The organism is Pseudomonas sp. IPO3749 (assembly GCF_013386605.1).
GTDB lineage: Bacteria > Pseudomonadota > Gammaproteobacteria > Pseudomonadales > Pseudomonadaceae > Aquipseudomonas > Aquipseudomonas azotoformans_A.
Genome location: NZ_JACARN010000007.1, coordinates 79,863 through 103,238, shown reverse-complemented (window position 1 = coordinate 103,238; position 23,376 = coordinate 79,863). Strand labels below are relative to the sequence as shown.

Sequence of the window (23,376 nt, the reverse complement as noted above, 5' to 3'; positions counted from 1 at the left end):
CGAGTGTGCTACTGGAAAGCGCTTAAAGCAAATTCTTTGTGTTAAGGTTTTGTGCATGGCGATCAAAGAAGGCCTTCGCCCGGGAGGCCGCAGTGCCCGGGTCCAAGAATCAGTGCATAACGCCGCGCGCGAACTGCTGGAAGCCCATGAGCGCTCCAGCGTGACCGTGCCGATGATTGCTGCACGCGCGGGCGTTACGCCCTCCACCATCTACCGACGCTGGGGCGACCTCGCGGCGCTGCTCGCCGATGTAGCGTTGGAGCGCCTGCGCCCGGACAGCGAGCCGGCCAACACCGGCAGCCTACGCGGTGACCTGCGCGCCTGGGGCGAACAATACCTGGATGAAATGAGCTCCGACCTGGGCCGCAACATGATGCGCGACGTGCAGTGCAGTCATCCCAGGGACTATTGCAGCCACATCCTGATGGGCCAGTTGCAGGTCATCCTCGACCGCTATCAGGGCAGCGTCGAGGTGTTGCCAAGCCTGGATCGCCTGCTGAACCTGATCGCGGCCCCCACGGTGTATCGCAGCCTGTTTTCCAGCGCACCGTTGCCGGTTGAAGAGCTGCATGAGCTGATCGATCTGGCCCTGAAAATCTAAAACCCTGCACAAAACCGAATGTGGGAGCGGGCTTGCTCGCGAATGCGGTGGTTCAGTCAATATTTCCGGTGACTGACACCCAGCATTCGCGAGCAAGCCCGCTCCCACATTTATACAGCGTGCATGCAATGCGTTAGGTGCGCATCCCGCGCCCACTCACCAGCAGCTTCGCGCAGCCGATATACAGCACCACAGTCGCCACCAGCATGAAGGTGATTGCCACGCTGATCTTGATGTCCGACACCCCCAGAATGCCGTAGCGGAAGGCGTTGACCATGTGCAGCACCGGGTTGGCCAGCGACACGGTCTGCCAGAACGGCGGCAGCAGGGTAATGGAGTAGAACACCCCGCCCAAGTAGGTCAGCGGCGTGAGCACGAAGGTCGGAATGATCGAAATATCATCGAAGTTGCGCGCAAACACGGCGTTGATGAAGCCCAGCAGCGAGAAGATCGTCGCCGTCAGAACCACCACCAGAATGGTGACCCCGAGGTGATGCACCTGCAGGTGGGTGAAGAACAGCGAGAGCAGGGTCACGATCACGCCCACCATCAAGCCACGCAGCACACCACCCAAGGTGTAGCCGATCAGGATGGTATGCGGCGACACCGGCGACACCATCAGTTCTTCGATGGAGCGCTGGAACTTGCTGCCGAAAAAACTGGAAACCACGTTGCCATAGGAGTTGGTGATCACCGACATCATGATCAGCCCCGGCACGATGTACTCCATGTAGGTGAAGCCACCCATGTCGCCAATCTGACGGCCAATCAGGTTACCGAAGATCACGAAGTACAGGACCATGGTGATCGCCGGCGGCAGCAGGGTCTGCGGCCAGATCCGGGTAAAGCGCTTCACTTCGCGATAGACGATGGTTTGAAGCGCGACGAGGTTGGGTTGCAGTTCGGAACTCATACCGCCACCTTCGCCAGATTTTTCTCCACCAGGGACACGAACAACTCCTCAAGGCGATTGGTTTTGTTACGCAGGCTCAGCACTTCGATGTTCTGGGTCGCCAACTGCGTGAACAGCGCGGTGATGCCCATGGCCTTGTCCACCTGCACTTCCAGGGTATGGCTGTCCACCAGGCGACTCGGGTAACCGAGCAGTTGCGGCGGCGCCGACAGGTTGTTTTTCAGGTCGAGCAAGAAGGTTTCCACATGCAACTGGCCCAGCAGGTTACGCATGCTGGTGTTCTCGACAATGGTGCCGTGGTCGATGATGCCGATGTTGCGGCACAGCTGCTCAGCCTCTTCCAGGTAGTGGGTGGTGAGGATGATGGTGATGCCCTTCTCGTTCAGCTCGGTGAGAAAGGTCCACATCGAGCGACGCAGTTCGATGTCCACGCCGGCAGTGGGCTCGTCGAGGATCAGCAGGCGCGGCTCATGCACCAATGCGCGGGCGATCATCAGGCGCCGCTTCATGCCGCCGGACAGCGAACGCGAAGGCACGTCGCGCTTGTCCCACAGGCCCAGTTGGGTCAGGTACTGCTCGGCGCGTTCCTTGGCGATCTTCGCCGGGATGCCGTAATAACCGGCCTGGGTCACGACGATGTCGAAGGTCTTTTCAAACTGGTTGAAGTTGAATTCCTGGGGCACCACGCCGATGGAACGCTTGAGCGCCGCCGGGGATTTGTCCAGGTCATGGCCAAAGATATTCACCGTGCCGCTGGTCTTGTTGACCAGGGTCGAGAGGATACCGATGGTGGTGGATTTGCCGGCACCGTTGGGGCCGAGCAAGGCGAAGAAGTCACCTTCGGCAACGTCCAGATCGATACCACTCAGGGCCTGGAAACCGTTGCCGTAGGTTTTGGTTAGCTGCCGGATGGACAGAGCGGAACTCATATCGGATTACGCACCAAAGAAGGGAATAGAAAGAGTAGATGAGGGCGCAGCCCAGGTAGTTCAACGGCGGCGCATGACAAGCATGGTGCTTGCCCGCGCCGCACAAGTACAGTCACCCGTATTAATAGTGGGTATTAAGTCAACGCAGTCATGACCGCTTTGCGGTAGGCCGGACGTTGTTGCAGGCGCGCATACCAAGCCTCTAGATTGGGCATCGCAGGCCGTTCGATGGGCATTTCGAACCAGGCGTAGATAAAGCTGCCCAGGGGAATATCGCCCATGCCGATCTCGTTGCCCGACAGATACGGCTGTGTAGCCAGCGCTTCATCAACGGTTTTGAGCACATCGATACAGGCCTGGCGACCGGCGTGGATGTTGTCCCAGTTCTGTTTGTCCGCTGGGGTGCGCAGCACGCCCCAGAACACAATCTTGAACGGTTCGGCAAAAGTGGAGGTGGTCCAATCCATCCACTTTTCCGCGTTGGCCCGGGCTTTCACTTCTGTCGGATACCAGTTGGAGGCCTGCTTGGCGCAGAGGTAACGCACGATGGTATTGGACTCCCACAGCACGAAGTCGCCGTCTTCGATCATCGGCACCCGGCCGTTGGGGTTCAATGCCCGATATTGCGGCGTGTCGACCACACCAAAAGCCCCGCCCGCATCAATTGCTTCATAGTCCAGGCCGAGTTCCTCGGCGCACCACAGTGCCTTCCTGACGTTTGATGAATTTTTACGACCCCAGATTTTCAGCATGACCGCGCCTTTCTTGTGGATGAACATGGCTGGATGAAGGCAGCAGCATACGCCGGTTCACGCGCGGCTCAAATCGCTCTGCATGTCGCCGAGTAACGGCGGCTGGTCCTCGGTGAACAGATGCGGGTAACACTGCTGGATATGAGCGAAGAAAAAGGCCTCGGGCACGTCAGGAAATTGCCCGTGGTCGACCACGTATTCCATCGAACGCAGGCCTTGACGGTTAAACGCGTGGAAGACGCTGTCGTGGAGGCCGTCGAACTCCAGCGGCGGAACATCGAATACATCACACAGTTGTTGGTTGAACGCGGGCGTGGCCTTGACCCAGCGATCATTCAGGTAAAGCTCGGTATAGCCGTGCATGGCAAACACATCACTCTTGAGCAAGGCGATCAGGCGCGGCGTCGACAAATGATTGCGCACATCCGCCAGGCCGATGCGCGCCGGGATCCCGCAATGGCGGGCGCAGGCGGCAAGTAACGTGGCCTTGGGCACGCAATAGCTTTCGCCGGCGGCCAGGGCGAAGCTGGCACTTAATGTGTCTGGGTCGCGGCTGAAGGTGTAGGGGTTATAGCGAATCGCCTCACGTACGGCGTAGTAGAGGCTGACTGCCTGGTCACTAAAATCCGTACGGGTTCCACGGTGTTTTTCGGCGAACTCCACCACCGCAGGGTGGTCACTATCGATGAAGCGGCTGGGACTCAGGTAGGTATCCATGAGCTTTATCTCCGAAGGAAGCCTGGAGTCTAACCACAGGCCTGCCGGGGAGATAACGACGAATCGGCCAAATCTCGTTACACCCTGATCACCCCGCTTGTTCGGATGCCGACTAAGCTCCCTGGTGGTTTCGCCCCTGGTTTCACGGAGGATTGAATATGCTGTTGTTGTGGATACTGGTGCTGGTGGTCGGCATTGCCTACCTCGCACACCGCCGCGTCGCGCCCCTGCCCGCCCTGGGCGTGGTTGCCGTCTACCTGCTGGCGATGGGCGCCTGGAGCCACGCACCGGGTTGGCTGCTGCTGATCTTCTGGGTGTTGATCGCCGTGGTGGCCGCGCCCCTGCTGCTGCCCGACCTGCGCCGCCAATACTTCACCAAGCCACTGTTCAGCTGGTTCCAGAAAGTCCTGCCGCCAATGTCCGAGACCGAGCGCGACGCCATCGACGCCGGCACCGTGTGGTGGGACGGCGAACTCTTCAGCGGTCGCCCAGACTGGGATAAGTTGCTGGCCTACCCCAAGGTGCAACTGACCGAAGAAGAACAGGCGTTTATCGACGGTCCGACTGAAGAACTGTGCGCCATGGTCAGCGATTGGGAAATCGGCCAGGCCATGGACCTGCCGCCCGCGGCCTGGGAGCACATCAAGACCCATGGCTTCTTCGCCCTGATCATCCCCAAGGAATATGGCGGCAAAGGCTTCTCTGCCTATGCGCATTCCCAGGTCGCGATGAAACTCGCCACCCGCAGCGGTGACCTGGCCTCCACCGTGATGGTGCCCAATTCCCTCGGCCCCGCCGAACTGCTGCTGCACTACGGCACCGAAGAACAACGCAACCACTACCTGCCGCGCCTGGCCCGTGGCGATGACATCCCCTGCTTCGCATTGACGGGCCCATTGGCCGGCTCCGATGCAGGCGCCATGCCCGACACCGGCGTGATCTGCAAAGGTGAATGGGAAGGCAAGGAAACCCTCGGCCTGCGCCTGAACTGGGAAAAACGCTACATCACCCTCGGCCCGGTCGCGACCCTGCTCGGCCTGGCCTTCAAGGCCCATGACCCGGACCACCTGCTGGGTGAAGAGGAAGACCTGGGCATTAGCCTGGCGCTGATCCCCACCGACACCCCCGGCGTAGAAATCGGCCGTCGTCACCTGCCTTTGGGCGCCGCTTTCATGAACGGCCCCAACTCCGGCAAGGATGTCTTCATCCCGCTTGAGTTCCTGATCGGCGGCCAGGAAATGCTCGGTAAAGGCTGGATGATGTTGATGAACTGCCTCTCCGTGGGCCGTTCGATCTCCCTGCCTGCGGTCGGCACTGGCGCGGCCAAGTTCACCAGCCTGGTGACCGGCCAATACGCCCAGGTGCGCGAACAATTCAATGTGCCGCTGTCGGCCTTCGAGGGCATTCAGGAAGCCTTGGCGCGCATCGGCGGCAACGCCTGGCTGATGGACAGCGCACGCATGCTCACCGCCAACGCCGTGGACCTGGGAGAAAAACCCTCGGTACTGTCGGCGATCCTCAAGTACCACCTTACCGAACGTGGTCGCGAGTGCATCAGCCACGCCATGGACGTGCACGGCGGCAAGGGCATCATCATGGGCCCGAACAACTACCTGGGTCGCAACTGGCAAGGTGCGCCGATCTTCATCACGGTCGAAGGCGCGAACATCCTGTCGCGCAACCTGATGATCTTCGGCCAGGGCGCGATCCGCTGCCATCCGTTCGTACTCAAGGAAATGGCCCTGGCCGGTCGCGAAGACCATGACCAGGCGCTGAAGGAGTTCGACGGGCTGCTGATGCAACACATCGGTTTCGCTGTGAGCAACGCCGCCAGCACCCTGGTGCTGAACCTCGGCGTCGGTCATTTCGAGAAGGCCCCAGGCAACCGGTTGAGCCAGGGTTATTTCCGCGCACTCAACCGCCAGGCCGCCGCGTTCGCGCTGCTGGCTGACCTGAGCATGATGTTGCTGGGTGGCGAGTTGAAGCGTCGCGAACGCCTGTCGGCACGCCTGGGTGATGTATTGAGCCATATGTACCTGGCGTCGGCTGCCCTCAAGCGTTATCACGACCTGGATTCGCCGGACCATCTGGAACCCCTGTTCGCCTGGGCCATGGAAGAAAGCCTGGGCGAATCGGAGCGTGCGCTGGATGAACTGCTGAGCAACTTCCCGAACAAGGTACTGGGCTGCCTGCTGCGGGTGATCGTGTTCCCGTTCGGCCGTCGCCATACCGGGCCGTCGGATGCGCTGGATGCCGAAGTGGCTGCGGTGATCGGCCGTGCCAAGGGTGACCCGACCCTGGAAGAGTTGCTGGCCGGCTGCTATCGCCCGCAATCGGCGGAAGATCCGGTGGGCGCCTTGCAACATGCCTACGACCTGCTCGGCGCCAGCCATCCGTTGCAGAAAAAACTGCACACCGCGCTCAAAAGCGGCCAGGTCAAACCGACCGCCGGGCAGCATGCCATCGACGCAGCGCTGCACGCAGGTGTCTTGCAACCGGCCGAGGCGCAAACCCTGCGTGATGCCGAAGCAGCGCGGCGCAAGGTGATCGACGTGGATGATTTCAGCAAGGAAGAGCTGACCCAGGCTGAGGGTAAAGTCCGCTGAGTCGAGCGGTCATATAAATACGGGCGCGAGAGCTATATACTCTCGCGCCCGTTTTTGCTTTAGAGGACTTATCTCGTGTCCAACGTCGTTGCCGATCATCTCGTCTTGCTCGACCACCTGCGCAGCATCCTGGTTGCCGTCGGCGAAGCCGAACAGGTGCCCGAGGAAAGCCATTCATTGTTCCTGGAGCGCTTCGACGAATTGCGCGCCCTACTGCCTATCGACCCGATCGAAAGCCAGTACCTGGGCCAGGACCTGATGAGCCAGGTCATCCTGCGCTACCCGCAAATCGCCCACCTGGTGCCGCGCGACCTGCTGTGGTTCTTTGGCGGTGACTGCCTGCACTTCATGCCCGACGAAGAACTGGACCTGTACCAGGCCCTGGAAGAACGTCGCTTCGAAGCCGAACAGAACGACGAACCGTTCGACTGGAACCAGGAAAAGCAGCTGCTGGCCATGCCGGTTGACCAGAGCAAGCACTGATCAGCGACCAGGAAGGGGCCGACGCAATGTCGGCTCCTTCGCCATGCACGCCACCAGATAATCAATAAACACCCGTAACTTCGGCGGCAGGTACCGCGTGGGCGAATGCAGCAACCACGCCTCGCCGTGGTAGGACGCAATAAAGTCCCACGCTGGCAACACCTGCACCAACCGCCCCTCCTCCAACGCATGGCGCGCCGTGAAATACGGCAAGCTGCCAATCCCCACATGCTGCAACACCGCATCCAGCCGAACCCCGGTGTGGTTCGCCGCATAACGCCCACGCACCGCCACCGCCACCGTCACCGCCTTGCCGGCCTGGCGGAATTTCCAGCGCGAATCGCCCGGCGTTTCCCCCAAGTAAATGCAACTGTGCGCCAGCAGGTCATGGGGATGCGCCGGCGTCCCGTGTTCAGCCAGGTACTGCGGCGTCGCGCACAACAGATGCTCGATGGGCAATAACTGCCGCCCCACCAACCCCGGCGGAGGGCTGTCGGTGATACGGATACTCAGGTCGACGTTGTCATCAATCATGTCCACCTGGCGGTCCTCCAGGATCAACTGCACATCCACCTTGGGGTAACGCCGCAGGAATTCCGGCATATGCGGGTGCACCACAAACCGCCCCACCGCCTTGGGCACGCTGACCCGCACCAACCCTTCGGCTTCATGGGTGAACTGGCCACTGATCTCCATCACCGAGCGCGCCGCGCTGACCATCTCCTGGCAGCGCTTGAATACCTCTTCCCCGCCTTCGCTCAAGCGCAATTTGCGTGTGGTGCGTTGCAACAAGCGCGTCGCCAGTGCCTTCTCCAGGCGCGAGATACTGCGGCTCACCGAGGAAGGCGAGGCCCCCAGTTGCCGGGCGGCTTCGGAGAAGCTGCCGGTTTCCACCACTTTGACGAAAATCGCCATTTCGCCCAGCAGCGGCAAAGGAAGATTGATGCTCATGGTGCACAGGTCCATTGATAATTGAGCGGATTATCACCTATCCGCGCACTATTTATACTGCGCGCAGAACCCTGATGCGGATGTAGATGATGACCGAGCGCCTGTTTTTTACCCACGACCACCTGACTGCCGAGCTGGAGGTGTTGAGTTGCACCCCCCACGAGGAGCAGTTTGCAGTGATCCTGCAGTCGACGATTTTTCACCCCCAGGGCGGTGGGCAACCTTTCGATACCGGCTGGCTCGGTGAAGCCACTGTGCTGCGCGCCACCCAGGAAGCAGACCGCGTGGTGCACTACGTCGACCGGCCATTGGAACCGGGTCCGATCACCGCAAGGGTCGATGAACAGCGCCGTATGTTGAACACCCGACTGCATTCCGCCGGGCACTTGATCGGCAACGTGGGCGAGACCTTGGGTTGGATGCCGATCAAGGCCCATCACTGGCCCGGCGAAGGCAAGATCACCTTCATCCGTGGCGAAGCGGCGCAAGCCATGGACGCCGAGGCGATCCAGCAACAGGTCAACCAATGGATCGCTGCGGATTACCCACGGCACATGAACCTGGAAGACGGCACCCGCGAAGTCGGCTTTGGTGAATTACCCGCGTACGCCTGCGGCGGTACTCATGTACAGGCACTGAGTGAGTTGGGCCAGGTGACCATCCTGACCCTTTCAGAAAAAAAGGGTGCGCTGTCCGTGCGCTACGAACTCGATTAAACCTCACTCGCCCCCGCCCGCCCCGGTTCCACCACAAACGACTTGAGGGTCGATACCGTGGCCATCGGGTCGCGGGGGTCGGTAATCACCCGCAGGTTCGTGAGCATCTTGCCCTCCTCCACCTCCACCGACACATATCCCCGCTGACGGCTATCGAAAAACTTCACATGCGGGTTGAGCGGCAACAGCTTGCTGAACGCATCAAAGGGCGGTCCGTCAGACGTCACCGACGTACCGACGAATTCCGTGGCTACCACCCGCGAATCCGGGTTGTTGGCATCGGCATGCAAGTCCGTCACCCAGAACGAATGGATATCACCGCCCCAGAACACCGGGTTGCTGACTCGGTTACGCTCGATGGACGCCAGCATCCGCGAACGGTTGGCCATGTAGCCATCCCACCCGTCGGTCCAACGCCCCGGCTTGTGGTTGGTCAGGTCACGCTGGGTCAGCGGTGCCACCAGCAGGTCCTGGGCGATGATGTTCCACTGCGCCTTCGACTGGGCAAACCCCTGGTCCAACCAGGCCTCTTGCTGCCAACCCAGCATGGTGCGGCCAGGGTCACGCAAGTCGTGACAAAGGTTATCGGCGATATGTCCCTGGTGGCTGCCATTCGCCGGAATGCAGGGTTGTTCGGAACGGTATTGCCGACCGTCCAGCACGTGGAAACGGGCCAGTCGGCCGTAGTCCAGGCGCCGGTAAATACGCATGTCCGGCCCTTTCGGCAAACTGCTGGCACGCAGCGGCATATGTTCGTAGTAAGCCTGGTAGGCCGCCGCACGCTGCTGCAGGAATTGCCCGATCGGAATCTTCGGGTCCTGGGACCAACGGTTGGCGTAGTCGTTCTGTACTTCGTGATCGTCCCAGGTCGCCACGCTCGGTGCAGCGGCGTGCAGGGCCTGTAGGTCCGGATCGGTTTTGTAAAGGGCATAGCGGTTGCGATAGTCGCTCAGGCTTACCGCATTGCCGCTGCCGTGGGGGCGGATGATCTTGCCCGAATCCGCCGCGTAGGAACTGTCGTAGATGTAGTCGCCGAGAAAGAACACCAGGTCGGGCTGTTCCTCTGCCAGGTGGCGATAGGCACTGAAATAGCCGCGTTCCCAGTGGGAGCACGAGACAAACCCCAGACGTGCCGACGCCATGGCATGCACCGTAGGCGCCGTGCGCGACTGCCCCACCGGGCTTTGCGCGCCCAGCCCTTCGAACTGATACCAATACGGTCGGCCCGCCTCCAACCCCGCGACTTCCACATGCACCGAATGGCCCCAGCGCTCGCTGGCCATGACTTCGCCCTGGCGCACCACGCGGGTCATCGCGGCATCGCTGGCGACCCGCCAACGCACGGGCACGGAACGGCTCAAGCCGCCACGGCCATCCACGGCATTGAACAAGGGCGCCAGGCGCGTCCAGATCACAAACCCATCGGGCAACGGGTCCCCGGAAGCCACGCCGAGGGTGAACGGATAATCCACGCCGGCACTGCGCGCAAACGGACTGAGGATCGAAAACGTGGTGGCAACCGCCAGCCCGGCAAGCACCCGGCGTCGGCCATGATCAACCTCGCCACTCACAGCCGAAACTCCCAATCCTCTCGCAGCGTGGCGAACACCAGCATGTCTTCATGCACGCCGTTCTTGAGGAACGCCCCGCGCAGGCAACCTTCGTACTGCAGGCCGATTTTCTCCATGACCCGTGCCGACTCTTTGTTGCGACTGAAGCACTGGCTGCCCACGCGATGCAGGCCGAGTTCGGCAAAGCCATAGTCCATCAGTGCACGCGCCGCTTCTGCCGCGTAGCCCTGGTTGCGTGCGTCCGCCGCCACCCAACCGCCCAGGTGTCCGTAGAGGTGATCCGGTTTGACGCGCAGGCTGACGATGCCGATCAACTCGCCGCTGTCACGCCGATGCATGCCCAGGCTCAACAAGTGGGCCGAGCGAAATTTCTCAGGCATGCCAGCGATGAAATCCTGCGCGATTTCGAGGGTGTAGGGCGAAGGAATACTCGCTGTGTTGTCGGCAATTTTCGGGCCGTTGGCGAGGGTGCACAACGTCTCGGCCTGGTGGTTTTCCAGTGCGCGCATTAACAGTCGCGGCGTGGATATCTGTGGCAGTTCACGGCTCATTTCCAGGGGCCCTCGATGTAAAGTTTTTGAGAATGCCCCTGGCGCATGTCAATTCTGTTACGTCATAAAAATTTCTTGAGAATTGTCTGAAAGACTTGTCCTAGAGCCCTCAAAACGTCAATTAAAGTTAACCAATCGGTCATTTTTGGTTGTTAGCGTGTCGCCCCTAATTCAATAACGGGGTAGCGGAATGAGAACCTGGGACGAACCGAAAAAACGCAAGGCGCACATCGAACTGATCCCGATGATCGACGTGATGATGTTCCTCCTGGTGTTTTTCGTACTCGTGAGCCTGAACGTGATTCCGGCCCTCGGCATGAAGACGCAACTGCCCAGCGCCAGCAGTTCGCAGCAGCTCAAACCACAGAACAAATTCATCCTCACCCTGGGCCTGGAAGGCCAACTGCAACTGGATGGCAAGGACCTCACAGTCGATGCGCTGGTGCCGGCGCTGAAGGCGGCCGAAAAGCCTGACACCAAGTCGACCATCATCGTGAACAGCGACAAAGGCGTGGAGGTTTCGCGCCTGGTGGAGGTGATGGACACCCTGCGTCTGGGTGGCTTTACCTCCGTGTCCATTGCCACGCGTAAGTCCTGATCATGTACGTCTTGTTTCGTGCGCGTCAGCTGCTGGGCAGTGTCCCGGCCCTGATCGCCCTGGTGCTGATTGCACTGGGTATCCAGTCCCAGACCTTGAAGGTCGAGCCGGTGTATGACGAGTCGGCGGTCGAGTTGGCGCTGGTCGAGCCAGAGCCGGAAGTGATCCCCGAGCCGGTGGTGGAACAAGAACCGCCACCGCCGGTGATCGAGGATGAAGAGGCCGAGCCGGCCCCGCCACCGCCGCCACCTAAACCCTTGCCGAAACCCAAGCCTGAGCCCAAGCCAAAGCCTGTGCCCAAGCCAGTGGTCGCCAAGCCAACGCCCACCCCGACACCCCCACCGGTCGCCGCCAAACCGGCACCGGCGCCCGTGGCCCAGGCCGCGCCGACACCCGCGCCGCCAGCACCGCCAAAGGTCGACGGCCAAGCGCTGGAAGGCGGTTACCTCAAGGGTTTGCGCAACGAGCTGGATACCTACAAGCAGTACCCCACCGGACGCCAGGCCTCCCTCGAACGCCCCACCGGCGAAGTGGTGGTCTGGTTGCTGGTCGATCGCCAGGGTCGGGTTCTCGACTCCGGTTTGCAGACCCAGGCCTCGAGCATGTTGCTCAACCGGGCCGCCACCAACAGCTTGCGTCGTATCAAGCAAGTCAAGCCGTTCCCCGAGCAAGCCTTCGGGGGCCGCAATGAGCAGCGCTTCACCGCCACCTTCAACTACAGCGTGCAATAAGCACCCGACACCAGGACGACAGAGATGAGGTTCACACGGATTCATCTGGCACTCGTTGCCGCAAGCATGGGCCATGGAATGGTCATGGCCGACACCAGCAACAGCGACGTCGGGACGATTGGGGTTCAGGGCAAGGCCACGGCAGGTGGCGGCTACATGGTGCAAGAAGAAAGCATCAAGGGCCGCTCCACCGTGACCAAGGAAGCGCTGGATAAACAGACCGCCACCGGCAACGCCGTGGACAAGCTCAAGTACACGCCGGGTTTGAACATTTCCAGCGAAGACAACACCGGCCTGTCCGGCTTTCGCTTCACCATGCGCGGGCTCAACTCCGACCAGGTGGGCATGTCGGTGGACGGCATGCCGATCAACGACTCCGGCAACTACGCGCTGTACTCCAACCTGCTGGGCGACCCGGAAAACATCGAGCAGATCTTTGTCACCCAAGGCTCGTCGGAGGCGGACGGCCCGCACATCGGCTCCAGCGGCGGCAACATCGGCATCGTGACCATTCGCCCGACCAAGGAAACCGGGGCGTTCGTCAAACAGGTGATGGGCAGCAACGCCACGCGCAAGACCTTTGCCCGCCTCAACACCGGCGAGATCAATGGCCTGAGCAACTGGTTGTCGGCGTCCCACACCGAAGGCCAGATGTGGCGCGGTTCGGGCGCCGTGCGCGCGGACAAAGTCGAGTGGAACAGCTTCTTCGACGCCGGCGATGGCAACACCGCCAACCTGATCCTCAAGTACCACGAGCAGGACAACAACAGCTACAGCCAACTGACCAAGGCCCAGTACCAGCAGAACGGTCGCAAGTACGACCCCTACCCGGCCACGCCGACCGTGGGCAGCAACGGCAAGTACAACAGCTACTACGCCCTGGCGCAGAACCCGTTCCAGACGTTCACCGCCGTGCTCAACACCCAGTTCAAACTGGCAGACAACCTCGCGCTGTCGGTGATCCCGTATTACTACTGGGGTAACGGCAGCGGTGTCGGTTCGTCCAGCTATGCGCTGAACCGCGGCTCCAACCAAGGCGGCGTGTTCGACCTGGGCAACCTGCCCACCGGCGCCCAATACAACGCCGACGGCACCCCGAACAACGGCGTGTACTACCGCCCTTCGCGCACCCAGACCTGGCGTCCGGGCATCACCACCAAACTGAACTGGGACCTGGGCGATCACAGCCTGCAAGTCGGCTACTGGTACGAGCGCGCACGCCAAAGCCAGACCCAGCCGTTCATTCCGCTCAAGGCCAGTGGCAAGCCCGTCGACACCTGGCCGGATTCCAACGACGCGGTGGTCGATGCCAATGGCAACACCATCCAGGGTCGCGACCGCTTCACCATCACCCCGGCGCAGAAGGTCTGGGCCCAGGACACCTGGTACATCAACTCGGACTGGACCCTGATCGCCGGCCTGGCCTACATGAACGTCAAGCGTGACGGCACCAACCACGGCAGCCTCACCGAGCAGCCGGAAAAACGTAACCAGACCTACAACAAGCTGCTGCCCAACGCCGGCCTGAAATACCAGCTGGATGAACGCGACCAGTTGTTCTACAGCCTGTCGCGCAACATGCGTATTCCGCAGAACTACGTGCTGTACGACAAGGGCGTCGGCTCCATCGACTCCAAGCCGGAAACCAGCTGGAACCATGAGTTGGGCTGGCGCTACACCGATGAAGACATGACCGTGGCCGCCACCTTGTTCTACATGCAGTTCAAGGATCGCCAAGTGTCGTCGCGGGATATCAACGGCGACTTCGCCGACATCAACGCCGGCTCCGTCAACAACAGCGGCCTGGAGCTGGAGTGGAGCGGCCTGCTGCCCAATCACTTCAACTACTACACCTCCTACACCTACACCAAGGCCGAGCAGCAAGACGACCTGACCGTGTACAACGCCGGCCAAGCCATCCTGTTGCCCACCAGCGGCAAGCAGTTCGCCAACGTGCCGAAAAACATGCTGGCCGCCAACATCGGCTACGACGACGGCCGCTTCTACGGCACCTTCGGCGGCAAGTACACCAGCAAGCTCTACGGCGACCTGACCAATGACGAGGCCATCTCCGGCCGCACCGTGTTCAACGCCGGCGCGGGTATCTACCTGCCGGTGGACAAGAAGGTGGTCAAGGACGCCACCCTGCGCCTGAACGTCGACAACCTGTTCGACAAGAAATACCTGGACGGGGTGTACACCACCAAGACCAACGCGGCCAGCTACAGCGGTTTCCGCGACGGCGACCCGGCCTACATCGTAGGCCTGGAACGTACCGTGACGGTCTCCCTGGAAGCCAACTTCTAATTGCGAGGTAAATGAACATGGACATGAACCTGCTCCACGACATCACCTTTTATGTGATGTATGCCGCGATGGCCATCGCGATCTTTATCACCATCGAGCGCGGGATTTACTTCGCCTACGTACGCCGTCAAGCGCGCGCACTGACCGAGGTGCTGGGCGCCCATGTGCACAGCGAACGCGACCTGCCGGAAAGCCTGACCCGCCGTGACAGCCTGCCGCTGAGCATGGTGTTGCCAGTGCTGGCACAGAAAGCCTCACAGGGTTCGCGCAAGGACCTGGATGACGTGATCGAAACCCAGTACCTGACCACCCGTGCACCCCTGGCCCGCAGCCTGTGGATCATCGAAACCATCACCACCGCCGCGCCGCTGTTGGGTTTGCTGGGTACCATCCTCGGCATCATCGACACCTTCAAGGCGCTGGCGACGGCGGGCGTGTCCGACCCAGGGCAGATTTCCGGTGGTATCGGTACGGCCTTGTTCGCCACCGGCCTGGGGATCGCCATCGCGCTGTTCTGCGTGGTGTTCCACAACTTCTTCCAGGACAGCCTGGAGCGCATCAACGACCAGCTGAAAATCCTGCTGATCCGCGCCGCCACCGGCGCCCGCGTGCAGAGTGAAGTACCGCACCTGGTGCCGACGCCGCTGCACAGCCGCACGGCGTAACCCCGTAGTGAGCGGGCTTGCCCCGCGCTGGGCAAGCCCGCTCACTACATCAGTTGAAGAGAGTGTCATGTCCATTTCCTTGAAATTGCGCATCGCAGGCCTGGCAGGTTTGCTCATGAGTCCGCTGGCCCAGGCGGACTTTTCGATTCCGGGGTTTGAATTGGTGCACACCGTGCCGGTGGACACCGCCCTCGGCACCGACGACTTGCGCCAGCCCGGCCCGGTGTGGAGCGAGCTGTTTGATGGCGCAAAAAACAGCATCGACATTGGCCAGTTCTACGCCGCCGATCACCCTGGCTCGGTGATGGACCGCGTGATCGAACGCCTGGAAGCCGCCGGTAAACGCGGTGTGAAGATTCGTTTTCTGCTGGAAGAAAAAGGCATCCGATTGTCGGAAGCTTCCACCCTGGAACGCCTGCGCGCGATCCCCAACCTGACCTTTCGCGTGCTGCCCTACGCGCGGGTGAGCGGTGGGATCATCCACGCCAAATACCTGGTGGTGGATGGCAAGCAGGCGTTTGTCGGCAGCCAGAATTTCGATTGGCGTTCGCTGGAACATATCCACGAAACCGGGCTGCGTATCACCGACCCGACCGTGGTGAGCCAAGTGCAGGCGATCTTCGAACAGGACTGGAAAGCCCAGCAGGCATTGGCCAACAACCAGCCGGTGCCACTGCCTGCCTCCAGCAAAGAGCCGCCACGCACCGGCAACTACCTGGTCGCCAGCCCGCAACGCTACAACCCGCCAGGCGTCGGCGATTCACAGCTGGAACTGCCGCGTTTACTCAGCGAAGCGAAACACGAAGTGCGCGTGCAACTGCTCGACTATGCGCCACTGTCCTACGGACCGGACAAAACCCGTCCGTACTACGCAGTGATCGACAATGCCGTGCGTGCGGCAGCGGCGCGTGGGGTGTCGATCAAGCTGATGGTGTCCAACTGGAACACCGACAAGCTGGAACTGCCCTACCTCAAAAGCCTCGCCGTGCTGCCCAACGTGCACATCAAGATCGTCACCCTGCCCGAGGCCAAGCAAGGCTTTATCCCGTATGCACGGGTGATCCACAGCAAGACCATGGAAATCGACGGCCAGGTTGCGTGGATCGGCACCAGCAACTGGCTGGGCGGGTACCTGGATAACTCGCGCAACCTGGAAGTGGTGATGCGCAGTGAAGCGATGGCCAAGCGGGTCGGGGAGTTGCATGAGCAATTGTGGGATGGGCCGTATGCTAGAGCCTTGAACGTGACCGAGGAGTACCCTGAGCCCCACCCTGGCCAGCATTGACCAGAGGCACCTGAGTAGTGGTAGTGTGTGGAAATGTTTCTGACAGATTGATCAGAAACGTCCTACTCACTACCTGCAAAGGAATGCGTCCCTCCATGCACTTCCCACTCAAGCAATTGGCGGCTGCCACCCTGTTCGCGGCGAGCCTTTCGGCCATCACCAGCCCCGCTTACGCCAACATCACCCCGGACCAGAGCACGGCGATTCTGAAGGATTTCAACGAAACGTCCGTCACTGATTTCCGTGGTTTCCTCGGTGCCCTGGCCAAGGGCGACCTGGGCAAGACCAGCGATGTAGGCCCGGCGGTCAGTGCATTTCTTGATAACAAAACCTTGAGCGCGGATCAGCAGAACGAGATCAATCGCCTGCTCGGTATCTACACGCGAGTAAAGTACGGCAAGGCCGCCACCGAAACCCTGCGTGAGCTGGTGGAAATCCCGACGTTCAACGTGGACGGTCTACCGCAGTACAAGAACCCGGAATTCATCAAGATTGCCGGCAAGATCGAGGCACTGGCCAAGGCCTTTAACCTGACCTTCCGCAATATCGACAACCGCGTGTACGAAATTTCCCTGGAAGGCAGCGGTGACGAAGTGGTCGGTATCCACGCCCACGCCGACGTGGTGCCCGTGACGCCGGAAAACTGGGTGTTGAAAGACGGCACCAAGCTCGACCCGTTCAAGGTCACGCTGATCGGCGACCGCATGTACGGCCGTGGCACTGAAGATGACAAAAACGGCATCGTCGTGGCCATGTATGCCATGAAGGTGATCAAGGAAGAAAAGCTGCCGCTGGCGCGCAACTTCAAGCTGCTGGTGGACACCACCGAAGAAACCTCCGGCGACGCGATTCCCTACTACTTCGAAAAGAACCCGACACCGCAGTACAACCTGGCGCTGGATGGCGGTTACCCGGTGGTGATTGCCGAGAAAGGCTACGGCACGGTGATGGCCACCTTCCCGCGTCGCAAGGGGGAAGGCAAAGGCGCGGAAGTCATCTCGATGACCGGCGGTATGGCAACCAACCAGATTCCCTCGGCGTCAGTGGCGACTTTTGTCAGCGACAAACCTGCCGAGTTGGCGGCCAGCCTGCAAAAGGCCGGTACTGAATACGCCAAGAACAACGGCGGCGATTTTGAAGTGGCCGCCAAGGTCGACGGCAAAAACGTCAAGCTGACCGTCACCGGCGTGTCCGCGCACTCGTCCGAGCCGGAATCCGGGGTCAACCCAGTGGCGCGCATGCTGGAGCTGATCCACAGCGTCGATGGCAAGATCGCCCTCAAGCACAACCACATCACCGATGCTGCACGTTATGCGTCTGACAACTGGGGCCTGGATTACCTGGGCGGCAAGTTGGGCGTGGGCTTCTCCGATGAGTTCATGGGCCCGCTGACCACTTCGCTGACCTTTGTCGGCCTGGATGACAAAGCCTTCAAGCTGGCCGTGAACCTGCGCGTGCCGAAGGGCAAGTCGCCGGAAAAACTCAAAGCCGAGATCGCCGACAAGCTGAGCGCCTGGGACAAGAAAACCAAGGTCAAGGTGGGCTTCACCTACTCGGTGGCCGAGCCGATGTACCGCAACCCTGAAGGTGAGTGGGTCAAGGCCCTGTTGGCGGTGGCCAGCGAAAACATGGGCATGGAACATAAGTTCGGCACGTCGGCCGGCGCGACCTCCGTGCATGAACTGCCCAACGGCGTGCAATTCGGCCTGGCGCGTCCGGAAGTGAAGTACACCGGGCACACCGACAACGAGTTCAAGACCGTCGACCAGTTCCTGTTGGACCTGCAGATCGTCACCGAAATGATGGGCCGCATCGGCCAACTGCCCAAGCTCTGATAAACAGCAGCCCGCCGCAACGGCGGGCTGTTCAGGCTTGCAGCATCAACATATCTTCGAAAAAACCACCGACCGGTTCCGTGGGATGGCACAGCTGGATTTCCAGGACCCAGGCCATTTCACTCGGTGGGATTTCCAGGTCCGCCAGCACCTTGCTCTCAAACAACGCGTGGGGGAAATCCGCAAGGCGGTGCCCTGCGAGGTTACGCGCCAGCCTCCAGCCTTTTGCCAAGGCGCTCTGCTCGGCATAGTCATACAGTTCGCGGCCAGTGAGGCCCTGTAGCCAGGCGTCGCGGGTTTCGTCGAACACCTCATGCAGTGCGGTCCTGCACGCCAGGTGCAACGGCGCGTCACCGAACACAAAAGTGTCACCATAGTCGCCCTCGTAACCGTCCCACACCGGGCCCAGATCGACCACGACAATGTCGCAAGCGCGCAGCCTGCGCTGGCGGTCAATGCCCTCGCGGGGCGGGCGGACCGTGTCGTCGCCAAAACGGATGTAGGTCGGGTGCCAGGTGTGGGAGGCGCCCATGGCTTGCAGTTGTTCGGCGGCCATGTCGAGGGCTTCGCCGGTGGTCATGCCCACTTGTAGTCGGCTGGCAATCGCCGCCAGGGCGCGGATGGACTGATCGCGCGCCGCCAACATGCCGTCCAGTGAATAACGTGGGCCGACTTTCTCCCAGATCGGGTGCAGCGCCTTGGGCGCCATGCCGGCACTCGACCGGCCACTGGGCACAAAGGCTTCCGCGACAAATCGATGGCCAGGTAAACCTGCCTCCAAGCATTCCGTACGCACCTGGCTGATCATTGCGCCATTACCGCACGCATACACCTGGGCGGCTTCCCAGTCGTGCCCATGGCTCAAGGCAACTTCTTGCACCCGCCCCTGGGACGCCAACACCGGATGCCAGTGAAAACGTGGATGGTCGATGACCGATTGTTCCAGGAACAGGCGGTCGTAAAAGTCTGCCGGTTGCCCGCCGCCCCAGTACAAGGTCACGTCGACATCACGCTTTAGGGCGGTCAGCAGGATGGGCTTGATGCCCGCGTAGCCGGTGCCCGTGGCGAACAGGACGACGGACGCCTCGTCATTATCCTGCCAGGTACAGGCGCCAAACGGTCCTTCCAGCTGCAACAGATCGCCAGCCTCAAGGTCAGCCAGCAGGATCTCGGAAAACAGCCCGCCGCTCACCTGCCGAATCTGAAAAACCAGCCGCCCATCGTCGTCGCCCGGCAGGTTGGCGATCGAAAAACATCGCGAGTCGCCGTCGACCAGGCGGAACTTGAGGTACTGGCCCGCCCGCACTGCCAGCGGCCTGTCCGGCATCAGCACCAGTTCAATGATGTCGGGGCTCAGTGCGCGTTTGCTCACGACCTGCGCCTCGACCACCAGCGCGGGCGTGTCCAGCGACCAACCGGGGATTTCCAGGCGCATGTCGCCGCAGGCATGGCTCTGGCACAACAGCATTTCATTGGCGGCCAACGGATAGCACGGCGCGGGGGCTTCCGGCGCCAGACGTTTAGCCCGGTAATTCCCTGCTGCGACCACCACCTTGCAGGAGCCACAAGCACCCCGTCGGCAGGAAAACGGCACCGACAATCCGCTGGCGAGCATCGCATCCAGCAACAGTTCATCACCGGCCTCAAAGGTTTTCCCCGAGGGGAAGAGTTCGATGACATGACGTGTATTCATAACAACCTCGGGGGTGAGTGAGCCGTGATTGTTGCGCTAGACTAGGCCCATTAAAACCTCCAGTTTTGGATACTTCAGATGGTCCAGATGCGAAAATGGCGCCCGATGCTCAAGCTGGACGACAGTCCAGGCAAGGCCTCCTACCGCAAGATTACCGAAGGCCTGGTGACCGCGATCGTTGAAGGGCGATTGCTGCCAGGCACACTGTTGCCGGGCACGCGGGAGATGGCGCAGTTGCTCGATGTTAACCGCAAGACGGTGATCCTGGCCTACGAAGAGGCCATGACCAAAGGCTGGCTGGTCAGCGAGCCGCGACGCGGGACCTTCGTCAATGCGCAGTTGACGGCCAAGCAACTGCCGAGCCGCGCGCAGGCGCCCTTCGCGCCGCCCATCCTGGCGCAGACAGCCGCGCCCTATTTCGCCCAGAACGCCCAGGTGACGGCGCTGAATCATCGACATGGCGCGCTGTTTTTCGATAATGGCACCAGCGACCACCGCTTGCTGCCCCAGGCCGTGCTGCACCGCTACTACCGCAATGCCCTGCGCAGCAGCTTTGCGTCAAACACCCTGCGCTACGGCAGCGAGGGCACCGGCTATCATCTGCGCTGCGCGCTGGCCGAGATGCTGCGCAACAACCGTGGGTTGACGGTCAGCGCCGAAAACATCTGCCTGACCCAAGGCACCCAGATGTCGCTGTACCTGACCGCCAGCCTGTTGCTCAAACCCGGCGACGTGGTGCTGGTGGAGCGCCTGAGTTACCCGCCAGCGTGGGAAATTTTCCGCAGGTTGGGTGCGCAACTGGTCACGGTGGACATCGACGAAGAAGGCTGTCGCACGGACCAGATCGATCGCCTGTGCCGCGAACACAAGGTGCGGATGATCTATCTCACGCCACACCACCAGTTCCCCACCACCGTGAGCCTGCACGCGGCGCGGCGGCAGCAGTTGCTGGCATTGGCGGCGCTGCATGACTTCTGCATCATCGAAGAAGACTACGACCACGAATTTCACTTCAGCGGGCGCCCCTACCTGCCCCTGGCCAGTGATCGCGCGCAGCGGCATGTGATTTATGTTGGCTCATTATCCAAGGCTCTCGGCTCGACGTTCCGCTGCAGTTATGTGGTGGCTCCCGCACAGGTGGTCGAAGCCCTGCACAGCAACGCCGCACTGATGCTGGGCGATGCCGACGCGGTCGCGCAGAAGATGCTTGCCAACCTGATCAACGACGGCGAACTCAAGAAGCACCTGCGCCGCGTGTCGAAGGAATACCGCGCCCGCCGTGAAACCTTGCAAGGCTGCCTGCATGCGGCGTTCGGTGAGCGGATCCAGGTGCGCGAGCCCGAAGGCGGCCTGGCGCTGTGGGTGCGTTTCGACGATGCAATCGACGTCGACAAGATGGTTAACGCAGCGCTTGATCACGGGCTGGTCGTACGCAGCGGCCGGCAGTTTTCGCCGATGGACCAGGCGGAGAACGCGTTGCGGTTGGGCTTTGCCTCGCTTGATCAGAACGAGATACGCGAGGCGACCTTGAGGCTGGCCAGCGCGGCGAACGCGCGATAAAACGCGTACAAACAAAAACGCCGATCATTGCTGATCGGCGTTTTCATTGAATATGGAGCGGGAAACGAGACTCGAACTCGCGACCCCGACCTTGGCAAGGTCGTGCTCTACCAACTGAGCTATTCCCGCAAATGGCGTCCCCTAGGGGACTCGAACCCCTGTTACCGCCGTGAAAGGGCGGTGTCCTAGGCCACTAGACGAAGGGGACACACAACTGAAACACATGGTGTGTATTTCAGTGCCCAGAGGTTAGATCCGAAGATCATTCCCTGGTTTCACTCAGTGCCGCCCGAGGGCCACACTGCTTAAATTGGAGCGGGAAACGAGACGTGTACTAGGACAGTAAGTCGTTGTTTCCCAATCACTTTCTTCGTTGGGCTGGCCAGCGAAGACCTCAATTGTAGCCTTGTTTTTCGTCCTCGGCAACAAATTCGTCCAAAGAGTTCCACAGACGTCCAAAGAGCTGCACTCAGCACACCAGACCCACGATCGGTACATCGTCGTAGGCAACTCCCTCGAACTCATCATCCACGCCCGGTCGTCTGCCCCGCATCCATCACCGCGAAGACGATCAGGCAGATGGTTCTGGTGATGGCACAGCTCGGATGCCACCTAGGAACGCCTGCACCACAACTCACAGGCGACCTTCTGGTCAAGCTCCTTTGAAAGAACGCGCATGCTGGCCACCGCGTTTCCGCACACGATTCTTTGTCGATATATCAGGATGACGGGGCAAGCATGACAGGCGCCGGTTTGCTGCGTCCGACTGGACATTCGAGGACGATTGCGGCCCCCTCACGCTTCCTGAGACCGCTGGCATATCAGGTCATACCTAGACGGTTTTGCAGAAACCGTAACTTCTCACGACCCTGATAGCGTGAGCGTCGCTGTCGAGCCTACGTCCCGATGCTCGACCTTCTGATCGATGATTTTTGCACATCGAACACACGACGACTACCAGTTGCGCGAACTGGTGAGAAGTATTCAAACCACATGACGAAGCGGCCTTCGGGACCCACTTCCTACACAAGCGACAGGCCGACCATGAGGTCGGCGACAAAGGAGTCGGTCATGTAGTTCTTCTCCTGGAAGGAGACGGAGCATGCACGAGAACAAGAATGATGCACCAACATCAAAGGTGTTCTATCGCCCGATCGAAGCGTCCATCCGCTGGGCCGGGCTGCTGCGATACGAGCAGGTGATCCTGGCTTCGATTTCGTCGCCAAGGCGCCTGCCGCAGTCGTTGGACTGTCCACGTTGTGACGAGCTGCGGCTTTGCACCGAACGCATCTTCGACGGCATCCTCAATGGAGAACTGCCCTTCGGACGGAACGGCATCACGACGCGCGATTCCGCGCTGATCGACTCCCCTGATCTGACGGTGCGCCACGTCGATCTGAAGCGCTGGATGCGCCAGCACTATCCCGAGCAACGACCGTGCTTCCTTTTCTCCCGGAGCGAGCGCATCGCCCATCCCTTCATCTCGGTGGAAACTGGGCAGGCGATGCTAGTCGAGCGCCTGGCCCTGAAGTCCACCTTGGACCAGTACAAACGCCAACTGCATGAGCTGCAGGAAAAGCACGGAGCGCTTCTCAAGCAGATGGCGCCCTCTGCTGGCGCACAGTGCCTGATCAGTGATCGCGCCGAAGCCACCTACCTGAACATCATCGGCAGCATGCTGGACCTGATGCTCGGCCAGTCGCCTTCCGGCGTTCCGTACTCCAGCTTCAAGACGCAGGAGGCGGTGGTCAGCGCGTTGGTCGCCCATCACAGCGGCGCAATGGGGATCGCGGAGCGGACGCTAAACGGCAAGTTCGCCACGGCCAGACGCCGGCTGCGTAGCGCAACAGTCTGAGGTTTTCCATCTTGTATGTGCAATCGCGGAGATTGCATTTGCAATGTCTTTTCCCAT

General features: G+C 60.8%; 20 protein-coding genes and 2 tRNA genes. 12 read left to right on the top strand and 10 right to left on the bottom strand.

All coding sequences use genetic code 11. The annotated features are described in order from the left end of the window. The first annotated feature begins 55 nt into the window (after positions 1-55). Positions 56-601, top strand: a complete 546-nt coding sequence (locus tag HX812_RS02020) for a TetR/AcrR family transcriptional regulator (protein WP_038850243.1) — start codon at positions 56-58, stop codon at positions 599-601. Between the two features lie 133 nt (positions 602-734). On the opposite strand, the gene HX812_RS02015 is transcribed toward HX812_RS02020, so the two are convergent. The 4 genes from HX812_RS02015 to HX812_RS02000 form a co-directional block, all read right to left on the bottom strand. Beyond that, the gene (locus HX812_RS02015; protein WP_012723134.1) at positions 735-1,514 is read right to left on the bottom strand and encodes an ABC transporter permease; all 780 of its coding nucleotides are present in this window, start codon (positions 1,512-1,514) and stop codon (positions 735-737) included. Beyond that, positions 1,511-2,443, bottom strand: coding sequence for an ABC transporter ATP-binding protein (locus tag HX812_RS02010; protein ID WP_017737219.1), 933 nt, complete (start codon positions 2,441-2,443; stop codon positions 1,511-1,513). Before HX812_RS02010 ends, HX812_RS02015 begins: the two co-directional genes overlap by 4 nt. Before the next feature lie 134 nt (positions 2,444-2,577). After that, entirely contained in the window at positions 2,578-3,195 is a 618-nt protein-coding gene (locus HX812_RS02005; protein WP_038845233.1) for a glutathione S-transferase family protein, read from the bottom strand. A 57-nt stretch (positions 3,196-3,252) separates the two neighbouring features. Next, positions 3,253-3,912 (bottom strand): transglutaminase family protein, encoded by a 660-nt coding sequence (locus HX812_RS02000; RefSeq protein WP_038845182.1) that lies wholly within the window; start codon positions 3,910-3,912, stop codon positions 3,253-3,255. A 158-nt stretch (positions 3,913-4,070) separates the two neighbouring features. Here HX812_RS02000 and HX812_RS01995 point away from each other — a divergent pair, with 158 nt between their 5' ends. Both HX812_RS01995 and HX812_RS01990 read left to right on the top strand, forming a co-directional pair. Beyond that, positions 4,071-6,518: an acyl-CoA dehydrogenase gene (locus HX812_RS01995; protein WP_038845183.1), complete on the top strand. Its 2,448-nt coding sequence runs from the start codon at positions 4,071-4,073 to the stop codon at positions 6,516-6,518. Positions 6,519-6,593: 75 nt separating this feature from the next. Further along, positions 6,594-7,001 (top strand): PA2817 family protein, encoded by a 408-nt coding sequence (locus HX812_RS01990; RefSeq protein ID WP_016979513.1) that lies wholly within the window; start codon positions 6,594-6,596, stop codon positions 6,999-7,001. Here the strand turns inward: HX812_RS01990 and HX812_RS01985 are convergent, their stop codons facing one another. Beyond that, positions 7,002-7,952 carry a LysR family transcriptional regulator gene (locus tag HX812_RS01985; protein ID WP_038845185.1) on the bottom strand — a complete coding sequence of 317 codons (951 nt, stop codon included), beginning with the start codon at positions 7,950-7,952 and terminating at the stop codon, positions 7,002-7,004. It abuts the gene before it with no gap. An 89-nt stretch (positions 7,953-8,041) separates the two neighbouring features. Here HX812_RS01985 and HX812_RS01980 point away from each other — a divergent pair, with 89 nt between their 5' ends. Continuing rightward, a complete protein-coding gene (locus HX812_RS01980; RefSeq protein ID WP_038845235.1) occupies positions 8,042-8,668 on the top strand; it encodes a serine-tRNA(Ala) deacylase AlaX in 627 nt (208 codons plus the stop codon). On the opposite strand, the gene HX812_RS01975 is transcribed toward HX812_RS01980, so the two are convergent. Both HX812_RS01975 and HX812_RS01970 read right to left on the bottom strand, forming a co-directional pair. Then, positions 8,665-10,239, bottom strand: a complete 1,575-nt coding sequence (locus HX812_RS01975; RefSeq protein WP_038845187.1) for an alkaline phosphatase — start codon at positions 10,237-10,239, stop codon at positions 8,665-8,667. The genes HX812_RS01980 and HX812_RS01975 overlap by 4 nt on opposite strands. Continuing rightward, positions 10,236-10,790: a GNAT family N-acetyltransferase gene (locus HX812_RS01970; protein WP_038845188.1), complete on the bottom strand. Its 555-nt coding sequence runs from the start codon at positions 10,788-10,790 to the stop codon at positions 10,236-10,238. The genes HX812_RS01975 and HX812_RS01970 overlap by 4 nt, the downstream gene beginning before the upstream one ends. A gap of 190 nt (positions 10,791-10,980) precedes the next feature. Between HX812_RS01970 and HX812_RS01965 the strand changes: the two genes are divergently transcribed. The 6 genes from HX812_RS01965 (at position 10,981) to HX812_RS01940 (ending at position 18,211) form a co-directional block, all read left to right on the top strand. Beyond that, a complete protein-coding gene (locus tag HX812_RS01965) occupies positions 10,981-11,388 on the top strand; it encodes a biopolymer transporter ExbD (protein WP_005786670.1) in 408 nt (135 codons plus the stop codon). 2 nt (positions 11,389-11,390) lie between these two features. Continuing rightward, positions 11,391-12,119 carry an energy transducer TonB gene (locus HX812_RS01960; protein ID WP_038845191.1) on the top strand — a complete coding sequence of 243 codons (729 nt, stop codon included), beginning with the start codon at positions 11,391-11,393 and terminating at the stop codon, positions 12,117-12,119. A 24-nt stretch (positions 12,120-12,143) separates the two neighbouring features. Beyond that, positions 12,144-14,426, top strand: coding sequence for a TonB-dependent receptor (locus HX812_RS01955; protein ID WP_038845193.1), 2,283 nt, complete (start codon positions 12,144-12,146; stop codon positions 14,424-14,426). 17 nt (positions 14,427-14,443) lie between these two features. After that, a complete protein-coding gene (locus tag HX812_RS01950) occupies positions 14,444-15,091 on the top strand; it encodes a MotA/TolQ/ExbB proton channel family protein (RefSeq protein WP_038845237.1) in 648 nt (215 codons plus the stop codon). 67 nt (positions 15,092-15,158) lie between these two features. After that, complete coding sequence (locus tag HX812_RS01945) at positions 15,159-16,376, top strand: phospholipase D-like domain-containing protein (RefSeq protein WP_038845195.1); 1,218 nt, start codon at positions 15,159-15,161, stop codon at positions 16,374-16,376. A gap of 95 nt (positions 16,377-16,471) precedes the next feature. Beyond that, positions 16,472-18,211: a dipeptidase gene (locus HX812_RS01940; RefSeq protein WP_038845198.1), complete on the top strand. Its 1,740-nt coding sequence runs from the start codon at positions 16,472-16,474 to the stop codon at positions 18,209-18,211. Positions 18,212-18,242: 31 nt separating this feature from the next. Here the strand turns inward: HX812_RS01940 and HX812_RS01935 are convergent, their stop codons facing one another. Continuing rightward, positions 18,243-19,904: a M24 family metallopeptidase gene (locus tag HX812_RS01935; RefSeq protein WP_038845200.1), complete on the bottom strand. Its 1,662-nt coding sequence runs from the start codon at positions 19,902-19,904 to the stop codon at positions 18,243-18,245. Between the two features lie 78 nt (positions 19,905-19,982). Between HX812_RS01935 and HX812_RS01930 the strand changes: the two genes are divergently transcribed. After that, positions 19,983-21,464, top strand: a complete 1,482-nt coding sequence (locus tag HX812_RS01930; RefSeq protein WP_038845201.1) for a PLP-dependent aminotransferase family protein — start codon at positions 19,983-19,985, stop codon at positions 21,462-21,464. A gap of 53 nt (positions 21,465-21,517) precedes the next feature. On the opposite strand, the gene HX812_RS01925 is transcribed toward HX812_RS01930, so the two are convergent. After that, positions 21,518-21,593: transfer RNA gene (locus HX812_RS01925), tRNA-Gly, on the bottom strand. 3 nt (positions 21,594-21,596) lie between these two features. Then, a tRNA-Glu gene (locus HX812_RS01920) sits at positions 21,597-21,672 on the bottom strand. 894 nt (positions 21,673-22,566) lie between these two features. Between HX812_RS01920 and HX812_RS01915 the strand changes: the two genes are divergently transcribed. After that, positions 22,567-23,319 (top strand): hypothetical protein, encoded by a 753-nt coding sequence (locus HX812_RS01915; protein WP_028690967.1) that lies wholly within the window; start codon positions 22,567-22,569, stop codon positions 23,317-23,319. The last annotated feature ends 57 nt before the right edge of the window (positions 23,320-23,376 follow it).